We start from the raw sequence: 17836 nt of genomic DNA on the forward strand, positions 1-17836 counted from the left end.
TCAAAGATGCCGTTACGGACCCTTGAGACCTGGCCCCACGGCGCAATCATGCTGGACGCAGAGCACACGCGTTTTGCGTTGTGGGCGCCCGATGCGTTTTACGTCAGTGTCGAACTGGAAGATGGACAATCCTTGCCGCTACTGCCTCAGGACGATGGCTGGTTCGTGATTCAGACCCGCTGCCCCGCCGGCACGCGTTACCGCTACAACATCGACGGTGAAATTGAGGTGCCCGATCCGGCCTCCCGCGCGCAGGCCGGTGATATACACCGGCAAAGCGTGGTGGTCGATCCCCTCGCCTACCGTTGGCAACACAACACCTGGACGGGGCGCCCTTGGCATCAGGCGGTGATTTACGAACTGCACGTCGGTGCGCTCGGCGGCTTCAGTGAAGTCGAGCAGCACCTGGCGCGCCTCGTCGAGTTGGGCGTCACCGCGATTGAACTGATGCCTTTGGCGCAATTCCCTGGCGAGCGCAATTGGGGCTACGACGGGGTTCTGCCCTTCGCGCCCCAAGCGTCCTACGGTTCCCCCGAGCAACTCAAACACCTGATCGATACCGCCCACGGCCATGGCCTGGCGGTGGTACTCGACGTGGTTTACAACCACTTCGGCCCGGACGGCAATTACCTGCATCGCTACGCTAAAAGCTTCTTCCGTGAAGACAAACACACCCCGTGGGGGGCGGCCATTGACTTCCGGCGTCGCGAGGTGCGGGAATTCTTCATTGAAAACGCCTTGATGTGGTTGCTCGAATACCGCTTTGACGGCTTGCGCCTGGACGCGGTGCACGCCATCGAAGACCCGGACTTTCTTCAGGAATTGGCGCAACGGGTACGACAGCAAATAGATCCCGCGCGGCACGTGTGGCTGACCGTCGAAAACGAGCACAATCAGGCCAGCCTGCTTGAGGAAGGATTTGACGCCCAGTGGAACGACGATGGCCATAACGCCTTGCATGTGCTGCTGACCGGTGAAACCGATGCCTATTACGCCGACTTTGCCGAAAACCCTACCGCACAATTGGCGCGTTGCCTGAGCGAAGGCTTTGTTTTCCAAGGACACGTTACCCGCCACGGCACACCCCGCGGAGAGCCCAGCGGGCATTTACCACCGAGTGCGTTTGTGCTGTTTTTGCAAAACCACGATCAGATCGGCAATCGCGCCTTTGGTGAACGACTGCATCAACTGGCCAACCCTCAGGCGCTGCAGGCAGCCACGGCGCTGTTGCTGTTGTCGCCGATGATTCCCCTGATGTTCATGGGCGACGAGTTCGCCGCCGAACAACCGTTCCTGTTCTTTACCAGCCACCAGGGTGAACTGGCGGAGTTGGTACGCAAAGGACGGCGTAACGAGTTTGCAGCGTTCAGCGCGTTTACTGATCCGCACAAACGTGAACAGATCCCCGACCCGAACGCGCCCCAGACTTTTGAGGCTTCCCGACCGACGCTGACCTCAACCCGACAATCGGCCATGCACGACTTGTATCGCGACCTGTTACAGATCCGCCATCAGTACATCGTTCCACGGCTGCCCGGGGCCCAAGCCCTGGGTGCCGATGTTTTGGCCGAGGGCGCCGTGTCGGCGCGCTGGCTACTGGGTGATGGCAGTCAGCTGCGCATTGATCTGAACCTCGGCAACACGCCCGTGGTCCACACCCCACAGGCCGACGCCAAGGTGTTGTTCGAACACCCTCCAACGTCAGCCGGCCTGTTGGACCGGGGCACACTTGCCCCGTATTGCGCGCTTGTCAGCCTCACGGCCGCAGCCCCTTTGCTACCCCCGGATGGAGAGCGCCCATGAGTGATGCGCAATTGGAAATACTGGCCAGCCGAGCAGGCCTGGCAGTCGACTGGATCGACGCCAACGGTCGTCCGCAAAAAGTCGCTCCTTCGGTGCTGCGCACCGTCCTCAACGGTCTCGGCCACCCGGCCGGCAGCGCTCAGGAAATCGACACCAGCCTGCTGGAATTGCAGCAGGTGCAACAGACTCACCACCTGCCGCCGCTGATCACTGCTGACGCCGGCGTCGGCCTGAAACTGGCCCATTACTTTGAGCCCGAAACACCTTGCGAAATCCACCTCGAAGATGGCTCGCGGCTCAACCTGAAACTGGATGCCAATGCGATACTTCCCGGTCTGATTCCGGTCGGTTATCAGCAGGCCAGCATCGACGGGCAAACCTTCACCCTGGCGGTTGCACCGGCGCGCTGCTACAGCGTAGGCGACGCCGTCGACAACCCGATCCCCCGCGCCTGGGGGTTGAGTGTGCAGCTGTACTCGCTGCGTCGGCCGGGTGATGGCGGTTTCGGCGATACCCAGGCACTCGAAGACCTGGCCCGAGTGGCCGGTGAACGCGGCGCCGATGCGTTGGCGATCAGCCCGCTGCATGCGATGTTCAGCAGCGACACCCAGCGTTACAGCCCGTATTCGCCCTCCAGCCGATTATTTCTCAACAGCCTTTACGCGGCGCCGGGGGCGATCCTGGGCGAGCGAGCGTTGCGCGCGGCGATTGATGCGACCGGCCTGGCCGAAGAGTTGAAGCATCTGGAAGACTTGCCGCTGATCGATTGGCCATCCGCCGCCGAGGCCAAGCATCGTCTGTTGCAAGCCCTGTACGAAGGGTTCGTCCAGGGTGAACACCCACTGCACGCCGACTTCAGCAGCTTCCGCCATGCCGGTGGCGAAGCCCTGGAAAATCACTGCCGCTTCGAAGCCATTCAAGAGGCCCGCGCCGCCAAAGGTGAAAACCTCGACTGGCGGGAATGGCCCGAACCATGGCAAAACCCGCGCAGTACTGCGCTGGCCGAATTTGCCGAAGAGAACGCCGGACGCATCGGCTTTTTCGCCTTCTGCCAATGGCTGATCACACGCTGCCTGGAGCGCGCCCAAGCCGCCGCCCGCAGCAGTGGCATGAACATCGGGCTGATTGCCGATCTGGCGGTCGGTGCCGACGGCGGTGGCAGTCAGGCCTGGAGCCGGCAGGACGAACTGCTCGCCTCCCTGACCGTCGGCGCGCCACCGGACATTCTCAATCGCACCGGTCAAGGCTGGGGGATTTCCGCGTTCTCTCCCGAAGGTCTGGTACGCAATGGCTTCCGTGCGTTCATCGAAATGCTCCGTGCCAACTTCGCCCACGCCGGCGGCCTGCGGATCGATCACGTCATGGGCCTGCAACGGCTGTGGGTGATCCCTAATGGCTCGCCGCCCGCCGACGGCGCCTACCTCTATTATCCAGTGGACGACCTGCTGCGGCTGCTGGCGCTTGAGTCCCATCGACATCAGGCGATTGTGCTCGGCGAAGACCTCGGCACCGTGCCGGACGGTCTGCGGGATAAACTTATCGCCCGCTCGATCCTCGGCATGCGCGTGTTGCTGTTCGAACAGGACAACGCACGCTTCAAGCCGATTCTCGACTGGCCGGACAACGCCCTCGCGACCACCAGCACCCATGACTTGCCGACCCTCAATGGCTGGTGGCACGGCCGCGATATCGACTGGAATGCCCGCCTCGGCCTGACCGATGCCAACGGCGAAATCGACTGGCGCCATCATCGTGAACGGGAACGCGAAGGCTTGCGTCGAGTGTTGAGCCAAGACCCGCAAAACTTCCGTGAAGAGTCTCACGAAACCGATCAGGTGCTCGACGCTGCGACGCGCTTCCTTGGGCATACACGAGCACCGCTGGTGCTGTTGCCCATGGAAGATGCCTTGGGCATCGAACAGCAAGCCAACCTTCCAGGGACCATCGACACCCACCCCAACTGGTCCCGCCGCCTGCCCGGCGACAGCGAAGCGCTGCTCGATAATGTCGACGCGGCTCGACGTCTCGAACTGCTCGCCTGCGCGCGACTACAGGCGGCCGAGCGTGACCAATGAATCAACCCTGGGTCCAGCCGCTGCGGGCCACCCTGCGGCTGCAGTTTCATAAAGGCTTCACACTGGACCAGGCGGTGCCGCTGGTGCCCTACTTCGCCAGCCTGGGCATCAGTCACGTTTACGCCTCGCCATTGCTCGCCGCCCGTGCCGGCTCCCCGCACGGCTACGATGTGGTGGACCCAACCACGGTCAACCCGGAACTGGGCGGCGAAGCGGCGTTGCGTCGGCTGGTTGCCGCATTGCGTGAACACAGGATGGGGTTGATCCTCGACATCGTTTCCAACCACATGGCCGTCGGCGGTAGTGATAATCCCTGGTGGCTGGACTTGCTGGAATGGGGGCGCCTGAGCCCTTACGGCGAATTCTTCGATATCCAGTGGCACTCGCCTGATCCTTTGATGGAAGGCCAGTTGCTGCTGCCGTTTCTTGGCAGCGATTATGGCGTGGCCTTGCAGGACGGCACCCTGCCCTTGCGCTTCGATGCGCAGCACGGTGCGTTTCATGTCGAGCACTACGATCACCACTTCCCGATTTGCCCGATGAGTTACGGCGAACTGCTCAAGTCGGATGACGAACAGCTCAAGTCTCTCGCGGACCGCTTCAGCACGTTGAGTTACCAGACCGACGCGCACAGCCTGGCCATTCCCTTGCAGGAGGAATTGCAGGCACTGGCGCGTGATCCCGCCATGCTTTCGGCCATTGAACAGAACCTGAACGCCTACGACTCACTCACCCCGGAAGGTTTTCAACGCCTGCACAGCCTGCTTGAGCGCCAGAGCTATCGCCTCGCCAGTTGGCGCACGGCAGCGGATGACATCAATTGGCGGCGCTTTTTCGATATCAACGAACTCGGGGGATTGCGAGTCGAACGCCCGGCAGTGTTCGAAGCGACCCACGCGAAGATCTTCGAGCTGGTGGCTGAGGGCATGGTGGACGGCTTGCGTATCGACCACATCGACGGCCTCGCTGACCCTCGGGGTTACTGCCGCAAACTGCGGCGTCGGGTCGATAGCCTGTCGCCGGATCGGCACCTGCCGATCTACGTCGAAAAAATCCTGGGCGAAGGCGAAACCCTGCACCGCGACTGGTCGGTGGATGGCACCACCGGTTACGAATTCATGAACCAGTTGTCGCTGCTGCAACATGCACCCGAAGGCGTTCAGGTGCTGGGTGAACTCTGGAGCCGCTACAGCGAACGGCCCGCCGATTTTCGTCAGGAAGCCCAACTGGCTCGCCAACAGATTCTCAACGGCTCACTCGCCGGGGATTTCGAAAGTGTCGCCCAAGCCCTGTTGCAAGTGGCCCGGGACGACCTGATGACTCGCGACCTGACCCTCGGCGCAATCCGTCGAGCCTTGCAAGAACTGATCGTGCATTTCCCGGTGTACCGCACCTACATCAGCCCCCGAGGCCGCTCTGCCGAAGACGATGTGTTTTTCCAGCAGGCGATGGACGGTGCACGGCAAACCCTCGGCGAAGCCGACTGGCCGGTGCTCGATTGCCTGGCCGGCTGGCTGGGTGGCGAGCCTTGGCGCAAGCGCCCGGCAGGTCGCCAGCGCAAACTGCTCAAACATGCTTGCGTGCGGTTTCAGCAGTTGACTTCACCGGCCGCCGCCAAGGCTGTCGAAGACACTGCGTTCTATCGCTCGGCGGTGTTGCTGTCACGCAATGACGTCGGGTTCAACACCGAACAGTTCAGCGCGCCAGTGGCCGACTTCCATGCGGCCTGCCTCAATCGCCTCAAGGAATTCCCGGACAATTTACTGGCCACGGCCACCCACGATCACAAACGCGGCGAAGACACCCGCGCGCGATTGGCGGTATTGAGCGAACGCAGCGACGAGTATGCCGAGCAGGTCGACCACTGGCGCACGCTCGCCATGCCACTGCGCACCGACGACAGCGCACCGTCGGCTGGCGACGAGTTGATCCTCTATCAAGCCATCCTCGGCAGCTGGCCACTGACACTGCGCAGCGACGATCAGCCGGCCCTTGAGGACTATGCCAAACGCCTCTGGCAGTGGCAGCAAAAAGCCCTGCGCGAAGCCAAATTGCAAAGCAGCTGGAGCGCCGCGAACGATACTTATGAGCAAGCGACCGAAGCCTTTCTCAAGCGGCTGTTGTTGAGCCCGGAAGGCCTGGCATTGCGCTCGGCGCTGGGTCAGGCCGCGCAGACAATCGCTGCCCCCGGAGCACTCAATGGATTGGCGCAAACCTTGCTGCGAATGACCGTGCCGGGGGTGCCGGATCTCTATCAGGGGAATGACTTCTGGGACTTCACCCTGGTAGACCCGGACAACCGCCGGCCGGTGGATTACACCAGCCGTCAGCAGTCAATGCAGGTGCCGCTCGACCTGCCCGATCTGTTGGCGAACTGGCGTGACGGGCGGATCAAGCAAACCTTGATTGCGCAGACCTTGAACCTGCGCGCCGAGCATGCCGAGCTGTTTCGTCGAGGGACTTATCAGGCCCTGGACATTGTCGGCAGCGAGGCGCATCGGGTGCTTGGTTTCGTGCGCGAACAGGCGGGTGAACGGGCCATTGTGATCGTACCGATACGCTGCGCCGACCTGCTGGAAAACGGTGCCGGGCCACACGTTGGCGCGCCGCTGTGGGGCGATACGAGGGTCAAGTTGCCTTTCGCCGCCCCTGATGAAAATCTGAAGGGACTTTTTTCAAGCGTCGCAGTCACAAAACACAGGGAGCTGATGATCAGCGCCGCGCTGGGGGACTTCCCGGTCAATCTCTTTATCCAAACTAGTCACACTTGAGTTCAGTTCAGGAGCATTGCGATGAGTACCACCGACGATAAACGCGTTCGCGAATTTGCCTATCAAATCTGGGAGTCCGAAGGAAAACCCGAGGGCCAGGAAGCCCGTCACTGGGAGATGGCGCGCAAGCTGGCCGAAGCTGAAGCGCTGGCACCCAGTAAATCGCCAAAGGCCACCGGCAGCAAAACCGCCAACACCAAATCGCCTGCCAGCAAAGTCGCCAATGGCAAGGCGGGTGAACCGAAAGCCGTAAAAGCCAAACCCGCTGCGGCTGCCAAGGTGATTCCTCCGGGCGAAAAAGCCACCGAGAAAAAGCCTCGAGCCGCGCGCAAACCGCCCGCTGTCTGACGCTTCACCTGGTTGCCCTGATTGGCTTCGTGGCGAGCTCTCTCGCCACCGAGGGCTCGTTCGCCCTAAAAAAGAGCGATGAATCAAACACCGCTTTACCCTGTGGGAGCGAGCCTTTGTGGTGAGGGGATTTATCCCCGTTCGGCTGCGAAGCAGACGTCAACTCATTAATGCGGTTGGACTTTAAAGTGCTGGGGCCGCTTCGCGACCCCAACGGGGATAAATCCCCTCACCACAAAGGCTCGGTCCCACAGGGATTGCGTACGTACAGGAACAAATGCACCCGATCCCACACTTGCAGGAGCACCTATGACCAGTCCAAAGAAAGCCGCGCCAGAACCTCTCGCCGAGGCCTCGCGAATCCGTGAAGGCTTGCCCTTCCCGCTGGGCGCGACATGGGATGGCCTGGGGGTCAACTTCGCCTTGTTTTCCGCCAATGCCACCAAGGTCGAGCTGTGCATCTTCGATGATGCCGGCGAGGTTGAGCTGGAACGCATCGAGCTGCCGGAATACACCGACGAGATTTATCACGGCTACCTGCCCGACGCTCATCCCGGACTGATCTACGGCTACCGCGTCTACGGCCCGTACGACCCGGCCAATGGTCATCGCTTCAACCCCAATAAGCTGCTGATCGATCCCTACGCCAAACAATTGGTCGGCAAGTTGAAGTGGTCCGAAGCGCTGTTCGGCTACACCATCGGCCACCCCGACGCTGACCTCAGTTTCGATGAGCGGGACAGCGCACCCTTCGTCCCCAAATGTAAAGTAATCGACCCGGCGCACACCTGGGGCCATGACCATCGGGTCAGCGTGCCGTGGGACAAGACGATCATTTATGAGACTCACGTGCGCGGCATCAGCATGCGTCATCCTTCCGTCCCCGAGAACGTGCGTGGCACCTTCGCCGGGTTGATGGTCGATGATGTGCTGGAACACATTCGCAAGCTCGGCGTGTCGACCGTGGAGTTGCTGCCGATCCACGCCTTCGTCAATGATCAGCATCTGCTGCACAAAGGCATGACCAATTACTGGGGCTACAACAGCATCGCGTTCTTCGCCCCCGACCCGCGTTACCTGGCCAGCGGCAAGATCGCCGAGTTCAAGGAGATGGTCGCGCACCTGCACGAAGCCAATCTCGAAGTGATTCTCGACGTGGTCTACAACCACACCGCCGAGGGCAACGAACAAGGCCCGACGCTGTCGATGCGCGGCATCGACAACGCCTCTTATTACCGCTTGATGCCCGACGACAAGCGCTTCTACATCAACGACTCCGGTACCGGCAACACGCTGGACCTGAGCCATCCGTGCGTCCTGCAAATGGTCACCGACTCCCTGCGCTACTGGGCCTCGGAGATGCACGTGGATGGTTTCCGTTTCGACCTGGCGACCATTCTCGGTCGCTACCACGACGGCTTCGACGAGCGTCATAGCTTCCTCGTCGCCTGTCGCCAGGACCCGGTGTTGCGTCAAGTGAAGATGATTGCCGAGGCTTGGGATTGTGGCCCCGGCGGGTATCAGGTCGGTAACTTTCCGCCGGGCTGGGTCGAGTGGAACGACAAATTCCGCGACACCGTGCGGGCGTTCTGGAAAGGTGACGACGGCCAGCTCGCCGACTTCGCCAGCCGCATGACCGCGTCCGGGGAGATGTTCAATCAGCGGGGGCGGCGGCCGTATGTCTCAGTGAACTTCGTTACCGCCCACGATGGTTTTACCCTTAACGACCTGGTGTCGTACAACGACAAGCACAACGAGGCGAACGACGAAAACAATCAGGACGGCAGCAACAATAACCTGTCCTGGAACCACGGCGTCGAAGGCCCGACTGACGACCCCGAGATCAATGAACTGCGTCTACGGCAGATGCGCAACTTCTTCGCCACGTTGCTGCTGTCCCAGGGCACGCCGATGCTGGTGGCCGGTGACGAGTTCGCCCGCACCCAGGAAGGCAACAACAACGCCTATTGCCAGGACAGCGAGATCGGTTGGGTCAATTGGGACCTGAGCGAAGACGGCAAGGCCCTGCTCAAGTTCGTCAAACGCCTGATCAAGCTGCGCCTGACCTACCCGATCCTGCGACGCGGACGGTTCCTGGTGGGCAATTACAACGAGGACATCGGCGTCAAGGACGTCACCTGGCTCGCCCCGGATGGCAGCGAGATGTCGACCGAACAGTGGGAGGAAGGCCATGGCCGCTGCCTCGGCATGTTGCTCGATGGCCGCGCCCAGGAAACCGGCATCCGCCGCAAAGGCGCGGACGCCACCCTGCTGTTGGTGGTCAACGCCCACCACGACATTGTCAATTTCCTGCTTCCGGAAGTGCCCGATGGCGGTTTCTGGACCTGCATGATCGACACCAATCAACCGTCGATTCGCGGCCAGGAACGCTTTGAGTTCGGTCACGAATACTCCGTCACCGGCCGTTCGCTGCTGCTGTTCGAATTGCAGCATGAGGACGAAGAGTGAAATCGACCTTCAGGGGTTTCTCCAGCACCCGCCAGCGGACGACGCCGACACACAGGCGTTAGGCCGCTGCCTGCGGGCGCTGGTGGAGGCCGGATAAAAAACGGACCAGAAGGGACATTGAGGCGACGAATCGCGATACATGAGCAATACTCAGCTCGCGGCAATCCAGGGTTCGGAGTGCTGCGCACTGCTATCAAACGAAAACAAGGACGTAACCCCATGAAGCCGGTTTCCATCAGTGAAAACAGCCTGCCAGCACAGATCTGGAACAGCGCCCCGCAACTGGACAACATCCCCGTCATCAGCACACAGACCCTGGTTCCCGCCGGCGCACGCGCCGTGGTGATTGCCCCTCATCCTGGCGATGAAGTCGTGACGTGCGGCGGTCTGCTGCAATTATTGAGCGCCCTGGGCCACCCCCTGCAATTGATCTCGATTACCGATGGCAGTGCCAGTCATCCGGGGTCGCAGCAATGGTCGGAAAAACGCTTGAGTGTGTTCCGCCCACAGGAAAGCGTCGAAGCCTTGCGTCGGCTCGGCTTGCCGATGCACAGCCTGAAGTGGATTCGCGGTGGTTTCACTGATAACGCCCTGGCTGAGCGTGAGGTTCAGTTGAGTCAATTCATCGCCCGCTATTTGCGCCCCGGCGATGCAGTGTTCAGCACCTGGTGCGAGGACGGTAATATCGACCACGGCGTCGTCGGTCGCGCCAGCGCCAAGGCCGCAGCACTGGTCGGCGCGACGTTCAACGAAGTGCCCGTGTGGGCCTGGCACTGGCCGACTCGCGATCGAGGGCTGATCCCTTGGCACCGTGCCCGCAAGGTGCGTCTCGACACCTGGACCGTCGCGCGCAAAAGCCACGCCACCCACGCCTATGCCAGTCAGCTGGACGGCGAGCCGGCCATCGGACTCGCGCCGCTGCTGCCGCCGGTGTTGCTGGAGCGCATGCGGTTGCCTTATGAAATTGTGTTTGTCTGAAAAGATCAAAAGATCACAGCCTTCGGCAGCTCCTACAGTTGAATGGCGTACACCTGTAGGAGCTGCCGAAGGCTGCGATCTTTTAGGGTCACGACGAATCGCGCTGAACTGCTCGCTCCCGTATCAGTCGCATACTTAGGCAGCGCTGATTCAAAGGAGTAAACGTGACCATTGATTCCAAACAACGGGCCGTCGAATCAACGCCGTTGAACACGCCACCGGCGATTCATCGGCTGAGAGTGCTGACCGTCAACACGCATAAGGGTTTTACCGCCCTCAACCGGCGTTTCATTCTCCCCGAACTGCGTGAAGCGGTACGCAGTACCTCGGCAGACCTGGTGTTTCTCCAGGAAGTGGTCGGCGAACACGACCGCCATTCGTCCCGCTACGATGATTGGCCGCAAACCTCGCAATACGAATTTCTCGCCGACAGCATGTGGAGCGATTTTGCTTACGGCCGCAACGCCGTTTACCCCAACGGTCACCACGGCAACGCCCTGCTGTCAAAATACCCGATCCGCGAATACCGCAACCTCGACGTGTCGATCACCGGCCCCGAACGTCGCGGCCTGCTGCATTGTGTGTTGGACGTACCGGGCCACGCCGAGGTCCATGCGATCTGCGTTCATCTGAGTTTGCTCGAAAGCCATCGCCAGTTGCAGCTGCAGCTGCTCTGCCAACTGCTCGAATCACTGCCCGACGAAGCCCCCGTGATTATTGCCGGCGACTTCAACGACTGGCAGCTCCAGGGTAACGCCGCCCTCGCCCGCCGTGACGACCTTCACGAGGCCTTCGAACGTCATCACGGTCGTCCCGCGAAGACTTACCCCGCAAGGTTTCCCCTGCTGCGCCTGGACCGGATCTACCTGCGCAATGCCAGTAGTCACGAGCCCCGCATACTGGGCACCAGGCCATGGACGCACCTGTCGGATCACTTGCCGCTGGCGGTGGAAGTCCACCTTTGAATCTGTCGATTTAACAGGCACACCTGTTACTTCTGACAGTAGATAGGCTCGTAAACTGTTGATAGCTTGTTGTTGACGGTTTCCCTGGCGGAGCGAGCATGAGCCTCTCAACAGAACTACCCAAGCACCATTACCGAGCCTGTGCTGTTTCCATTTTTCTGTGCCTTGGCTGGCCGCAAACCTCACACGCAAGCTGCACGCTCACACCCACTGGCGGAAATGACATCTACGTATGTGATAGCGCCAGCAGCGGCCCCCTGACAGACCTGTCGGGTAATAACACCCTGAGCTTCCCCGCCAATGGCACCGGCACCGTCAATGGCAACGTGACCTTCGGCGCTGGTGCCGATCAGGTGGTGATGCGTTCAGGCGCCATCGTTGGCGTGCTGAATCAGGGTGACGGGGCCAATGTCCTGCAAATCGACAACGGCCAGATTACCGGCGAAGTTCACCAGGGCTCTGGAATAGACACCTTCATCATGAACGGCGGGCGAATTCAGGCGCTTTTTCAAGGCGATGGCCTGGACAAATTCCTGATGACCGGCGGCACGATTGTCGACGCCTTCGAGGACGGTGACTTCGCGACAATGACCGGAGGCACTATCGGGCGAGTCAATATGAAACTCGACGACAACACCTTCGACATGTCCGGCGGACAGATCCTGGGTAATCTGGTGACCGGTTTCGGCAAAGACACCATCATCATTTCCGGAGGCTTTATCGGCGGCAACATCAGTGTCAGCGGCGGCGACGACAACATCACGGTGACCGGTGGTGAAATCGCCGGCGAAATTCGCGCCAGTGCAGGGAATGACACATTGCTCTGGAGTGGCGGCGGCCTTATTCATTCGGCCATCCTGATGGGTGACGGCAATGACCGCGCGACCCTGCGCAACCTGGGCGAAACCACCCTCGCACTGACCCCGAGCATCGACGGCGGCACCGGCAACGATCTGCTGACCTTCGATCACACCACGTCCGCGGGCGCGGCCCGTTACAGCAACTGGGAAACGGTCAACCTGAACAACAGTTCACGGTTCGATCTCGCCGGCAATTTTGTCCTGGGTGATTCCGCCAGCGGCACCGGCACATTCAACATCGACCCCAGCAGCACACTGGCATCCACCCAGGGCAGCATCACGCCATTCACCGCCGGCCAGCGCGCTACGTTGACCAACGCCGGGGTGATCGACCTGAGCAGCGGCAATACCCGCACCAACGACACGTTGACAGTGCAGGGCAATTACGCCGGCAATGGCGGCCGACTGTTGTTGCAAAGTGTCGTCGGCGACGACAGCGCCGCCAGCGACAAACTGGTGGTCAACAATGGGACCTTGACCGGCAATACCCTGATTACCGTGACCAACCTTGGCGGCGTTGGCGCATTGACGCAGCAAAACGGTATCCAGCTGGTGCAGGCCCAAGGCACGGCAACCAGCAGCAACGGTGCTTTCGCGCTTAATGGCGGCACCCTTTCGGCCGGCGCCTTCGATTACCGCCTGTTCAAGGGCGGTGTCATCGCAGGGACTGAAAACAGCTGGTACCTGCGCTCGGCCGTCATCGCTCCGGCGGTCACGACCCAGCCCAATCCTGACCCGAGCCTGCCGCCGATCACCGTGGCGGTGGTGGCGACACCCGTCGCCGCTGACGCTCCCGCGGGAAGCCCTCCGCTGCCACCACTTCCCGCCGCAGTGCCCGGCGCCGCACCGATCCCGCTTTACCGTCCCGAAGTGCCCACCTGGTCGGTATTGCCACCCGCTGCTGCGGTGCTGACGTTGACCGCGCTTGGCACCTTCCACGATCGCCAGGGCGATCAGCGCCTGCTCAGCGAAACCGGAGCCTTTGGCGCGGGTTGGGGCCGGGCCTATGGCAAAAATCTCGACCAGACCTGGGCCGGTACCGTGACGCCACGACTCAACGGCTCACTCAACGGGTTTCAAGTCGGCAACGACCTGTACGGTTCGACAACCTCAACCGGGCAAACCCAACGCACCGGTTTCTTCGTCGGCCATACCCGGTTGCAGGGCGATGTCGACGGTTTCAACCAAGGGTTCGAAGGCCAGCGTGCTGGCGAGGTAGAACTGCAAGGCGACAGTGTCGGCTTGTATTGGACGCTGATCGACCCTAAGGGCTGGTACGTCGATACGGTCGTCATGGGCACTCGACTGGATGGCAATAGCCATTCCGAGCGAGGACTCAAGCTCGACACGCGTGGCCATGCCCTGACTGTCTCGGCCGAGACCGGTTACCCGTACACAGTGGCGGCCAATTGGGTGGTCGAACCCCAGGCGCAAATTATCCACCAGAAAGTCGCGCTGGACAGTGAGGATGACGGCATTTCCCGCGTGTCGTTCGACTCCGACGGTGCCTGGACCGGCCGCCTGGGCGCGCGACTCAAGGGACGCTACGAAGTCAGTGGCCGACCGCTCGAACCTTTCCTGCGCGCCAACCTGTGGCACACCTTTTCCGGTAGCGACACCGTGACGTTTGACGGTGCAGATCAAATCGAGACCGAACAAAAGGCGTCTTCGGCCGATCTAGGCATTGGGGTCGTACTCAGCCTGGCATCGACCGTCAGTGTGTATGCCAGCACCGACTACAGTCACAATATCGACAGTAATCAGCTGCGCGGAACCTTTGCCAATGTCGGCGTAAGGGTCAGTTGGTAAGCCGATAGCTTGCTACCAACAGTGTCTAGGACGGGGGTATTTTGACGTTTTTTCGTACAAACAGTCACTTAGAGAGACGCCAATAATCAATCACTTGCAATCGCTAAAATAGCACTACCATTTATCGGCCATTTTCTTGACGCAGTGCCTCGGGTCTTCTTAGCTACACCGTACTACCCCCGGAAAAACCACCAGGGGCAAGCCCCAGACACCCGCAAAAACGGGCGGTCAAAGGCTTGCCCCAATTCATTCGGTCGCCCCTCATTCGGGGTAGGAGAGACGCCAGAGCGAGATACGGGATGCGATTGCAAGGTAGACCCCCATGAGAACTTCATTCACCCAACAAGAGATCAAAGTTACTTTTTGCACTGTCTCGAGTTCACTCCTGTTGTGTTCATCGATGGAGGTGCAGGCCTCACCTCCCGAGGCAGATACAACACCTTGGTATCGCCAGGATGTCCCGGCCCTCACCTTGACCGCTCCCGCGACAACGTATCCCGGCCACTTCAGCGCCGCGCCAGATTTGCGAAGTTCACACCTGACGACCGAGGACGCCGCGCCCTTGGCGTGGGACCAACTCTATGGGCAGGCTTCGCGGCAGGCACAAACCAATTACCAGAACCAAAGCTCTTCTCTCGCTGGCGGCGGCGAATTAAAAGGCCCGGCCATTCTGACCTTGCAAGGCAGCAGCGGCCAAACCCAACGGGTCGGCCTGGTCGGCGGCACCACTCAGCTCCAGAGCAACGGCAACGGTTTACTGACCAGCCCCACCCTGGCCGATCCGAACAGCAACACCCTCAACCTTCAAGGCCAGAGCCTCGGCGCGTACTGGAGCCTGACCGGTTCTGAGGGCTGGCACATCGACTTGACAGCCAGTGGCGGCCGGGTCAATGGCTACAGCCGCAATGAGCAAGGCGCTCGGCAAGCCACCGAGGGCACAGCGATGATCCTCTCGGTGGAGGGCGGTGTCCCGATTGGCCTGAGCGATAACTGGGTGTTCGAGCCCCAGGCGCAATTGATCAATCAGCGCATTACCCTGGATGCCCCGTATGCGGGCTCGGGCAATGCGTCTTCGACTGACTTGACCTCTTGGACCAGTCGGGTCGGTGCCCGGTTGACAGGTAGTTACGACATTGACGGCATGCCCGTCGAACCGTATGTGCGTACCAACTTGTGGCACACGGTGCACACTGGCAGCACCGTATCCCTTGATCAGGTCGACAAGATCAGCAGCAGCCGCAATTCATCGACGGTCGAGTTGGGATTGGGGTTGGTGGCCAGAGTGACGCCGACAATGAGTGTGTTCGTCAGTGCTGATTACAGCAGCGATGTGACTGCCGGTGATTTGAACGGGTTGATCGGGAGCTTGGGTGTGCGGATGCGGTGGTGAGGGTCGAATTTCAAGAGCTGTGTTGTTGCAGCTGGCGCCTTCGCGAGCAAGCCCGCTCCCACATTGGTTTTGTGCACGACATAAATCCAATGTGGGAGCGGGCTTGCTCGCGAAGGGGGCGACTCGGTTCTAGATCAACCCTCTGGACGCAACATCAACACCGCCAACGGCGGCAAATTCAGCACCAACGACAGCGCCTGCCCATGGCTCGGCTCTTCCTCGGTATGCGCCCCGCCGCTGTTGCCGTAATTGGAGCCGGCATACATCGCGGCATCGCTGTTGACCACTTCCGTCCAGCGCCCGGCAAACGGCACACCAATGCGGTAGGCCTCACGCGGCACCGGCGTAAAGTTGGCCACCACCAACACCGGTCGCCCCTCTTTGCTCCAGCGCAGGAAGGCGTAAACACTGTTGATCGCATCGTCGCCAATCAACCACTGGAAGCCTTGAGGTGCGTCGTCCTGTTCGTGCAGTGCAGGCTCTTCGCGATAGAGTCGATTCAGATCGCCGACCAGTTTCTGCACCCCCTGGTGTTCGGGGTACTGGAGCAAGTACCAGTCCAGTTGCTGATCGTGATTCCACTCGCGCCACTGGCCGAACTCGCACCCCATGAACAACAGCTTCTTGCCCGGATGCGCCCACATGAAACTCAGGTAGGCCCGCAGGTTGGCGAATTTCTGCCAGCGGTCGCCAGGCATCTTGTCGATCAACGAATGTTTGCCGTGCACCACTTCATCGTGGGAGATCGGCAGGATGAACCGCTCGGACCAGGCATACACCAGGCCGAAACTCAGCTCATTGTGGTGATGAGCGCGGTACACCGGGTCCTGCTGAATGTAGTGCAGCGAATCGTGCATCCAGCCCATGTTCCACTTGTAGTCAAAGCCCAGTCCACCCTGTTGCGTGCCCTGACTGACACCCGGCCACGCCGTTGATTCTTCGGCAATCACCAGTGCACCGGGGGCTTCGAGGTCGACCACATCATTGAGATGGCGCAGGAAGTCGATGGCTTCGAGGTTTTCCCGGCCGCCATGACGATTGGGCACCCATTCGCCCGCCTTGCGTGAATAGTCGCGATAGAGCATCGAGGCAACGGCGTCGACACGCAGGCCGTCGACGTGGAAATGTTTGAGCCAGTGCAACGCCGAGGCCAGCATGTAGCCATGCACTTCGGTCCGTCCCAGGTTGTAGATCAGCGTGTCCCAATCCTGGTGAAAACCTTCCATCGGGTTGCCGTATTCGTACAGCGCGGTGCCGTCGAATTGCGCCAGGCCGTGGGTGTCGGTCGGAAAATGCGCGGGCACCCAGTCGAGGATCACGCCGATTTCGGCCTGGTGGCAGGCGTTGACGAAGGCTGCGAACTCATCTGGCGACCCGTAACGGGCACTCGGGGCGAATTGCGAGAGCAACTGATAACCCCAGGAACCACCGAACGGGTGTTCCATGATCGGCATCAGCTCGATATGGGTGAACCCCAATTCCTTCACATAGGGAATCAGTCTTTCGCCCAATTCATGCCAGGTGTACTGACGGGCGACTTCGCCCAGGTCATCCAGCTCACACTGCCAGGAGCCGGCATGCAGCTCGTAGATCGATAGCGGCGCATTTGAATGCTGACGATCGCCACGGGATTGCATCCACGCCTGATCCTGCCAGTCGATCTGCAAGGGTGAAGCGACTTTTGACGCCGTGTCGGGTGGCAGCGAGGTGGCTAAGGCCATCGGGTCGGCCTTGAGCGGCAGAATGCCGTGGGTCCCAAGGATTTCGTATTTGTACGCCTCCCCTGGCTGCATCCGCGGAATGAATACTTCCCACACGCCAGTAGGATGACGCAGGCGCATTGGGTGGCGACGGCCGTCCCAGTTGTTGAAGTCTCCGACCACCGACACCCTTTTGGCGTTTGGTGCCCACACGGCGAACCGCACACCTTCCACGCCATCGACAGTCATCAGCTGCGCACCGAGGCAAGCGCTGAGGTCCCTGTGATTACCTTCGGCGAACAGGTACAAATCCATTTCGCCAAGCAACGGGCCAAAGCTGTAAGGGTCTTCGGAGAATTGCTCGCCGCCGGCCCAACGAGTTCGAAGCAGGTACGGCTGCGCCCGCTCGAAATGCCCGACGAACAAACCCGGCGTCTGGGTGGCCTCAAGATGACCGAGTTCTTCCCCGGAGTCCCTGGCTACCACCTGCACGCTCAACGCGTCGGGCAGATAAGCCCGAATGAATTGACCGCCACCGCCATCGCCGTGGGGACCGAGAATTGCAAAGGGGTCGTGATGTTCAGCGCGTACCAACGCGTCGATGTCCCGCGATCTGGGCAGCAACGCCTCTTTAGCGTGCCCCTGTTCCTTGTTCGAGAAACTCATGA

The 17836-nt window shown here is 60.7% G+C and carries 10 protein-coding genes; 9 read left to right on the top strand and 1 reads right to left on the bottom strand.

Going from position 1 to position 17836, the window contains the following annotated elements:
• Window positions 1-6: 6 nt before the first annotated feature.
• From treZ to JFU37_RS17355, 9 genes are all read left to right on the top strand, one after another.
• Window positions 7-1803: a malto-oligosyltrehalose trehalohydrolase gene (gene treZ, locus JFU37_RS17315; protein WP_201116707.1), complete on the top strand. Its 1797-nt coding sequence runs from the start codon at window positions 7-9 to the stop codon at window positions 1801-1803.
• Window positions 1800-3878 carry a 4-alpha-glucanotransferase gene (malQ, locus tag JFU37_RS17320; protein ID WP_201116709.1) on the top strand — a complete coding sequence of 693 codons (2079 nt, stop codon included), beginning with the start codon at window positions 1800-1802 and terminating at the stop codon, window positions 3876-3878. The genes treZ and malQ overlap by 4 nt, the downstream gene beginning before the upstream one ends.
• Complete coding sequence (locus JFU37_RS17325; protein WP_201116711.1) at window positions 3875-6649, top strand: malto-oligosyltrehalose synthase; 2775 nt, start codon at window positions 3875-3877, stop codon at window positions 6647-6649. The genes malQ and JFU37_RS17325 overlap by 4 nt, the downstream gene beginning before the upstream one ends.
• Before the next feature lie 21 nt (window positions 6650-6670).
• Window positions 6671-6997: a DUF2934 domain-containing protein gene (locus tag JFU37_RS17330; protein WP_201116714.1), complete on the top strand. Its 327-nt coding sequence runs from the start codon at window positions 6671-6673 to the stop codon at window positions 6995-6997.
• Between the two features lie 309 nt (window positions 6998-7306).
• Window positions 7307-9466 carry a glycogen debranching protein GlgX gene (glgX, locus tag JFU37_RS17335; protein ID WP_201116716.1) on the top strand — a complete coding sequence of 720 codons (2160 nt, stop codon included), beginning with the start codon at window positions 7307-7309 and terminating at the stop codon, window positions 9464-9466.
• A 219-nt stretch (window positions 9467-9685) separates the two neighbouring features.
• Window positions 9686-10444, top strand: coding sequence for a PIG-L deacetylase family protein (locus JFU37_RS17340; RefSeq protein ID WP_201116717.1), 759 nt, complete (start codon window positions 9686-9688; stop codon window positions 10442-10444).
• A 164-nt stretch (window positions 10445-10608) separates the two neighbouring features.
• Complete coding sequence (locus tag JFU37_RS17345) at window positions 10609-11409, top strand: endonuclease/exonuclease/phosphatase family protein (RefSeq protein ID WP_201116718.1); 801 nt, start codon at window positions 10609-10611, stop codon at window positions 11407-11409.
• Window positions 11410-11507: 98 nt separating this feature from the next.
• Window positions 11508-14078 carry an autotransporter family protein gene (locus JFU37_RS17350; protein WP_201116719.1) on the top strand — a complete coding sequence of 857 codons (2571 nt, stop codon included), beginning with the start codon at window positions 11508-11510 and terminating at the stop codon, window positions 14076-14078.
• 322 nt (window positions 14079-14400) lie between these two features.
• The gene (locus JFU37_RS17355) at window positions 14401-15468 is read left to right on the top strand and encodes an autotransporter domain-containing protein (protein WP_201116720.1); all 1068 of its coding nucleotides are present in this window, start codon (window positions 14401-14403) and stop codon (window positions 15466-15468) included.
• Between the two features lie 134 nt (window positions 15469-15602).
• Here JFU37_RS17355 and glgB read toward each other — a convergent pair whose 3' ends face one another.
• Window positions 15603-17834 (bottom strand): 1,4-alpha-glucan branching protein GlgB, encoded by a 2232-nt coding sequence (gene glgB / locus JFU37_RS17360; protein WP_201116721.1) that lies wholly within the window; start codon window positions 17832-17834, stop codon window positions 15603-15605.
• Window positions 17835-17836: the final 2 nt, after the last annotated feature.

The sequence above is a fragment of the Pseudomonas sp. TH41 genome (assembly GCF_016650695.1).
Lineage (GTDB): Bacteria > Pseudomonadota > Gammaproteobacteria > Pseudomonadales > Pseudomonadaceae > Aquipseudomonas.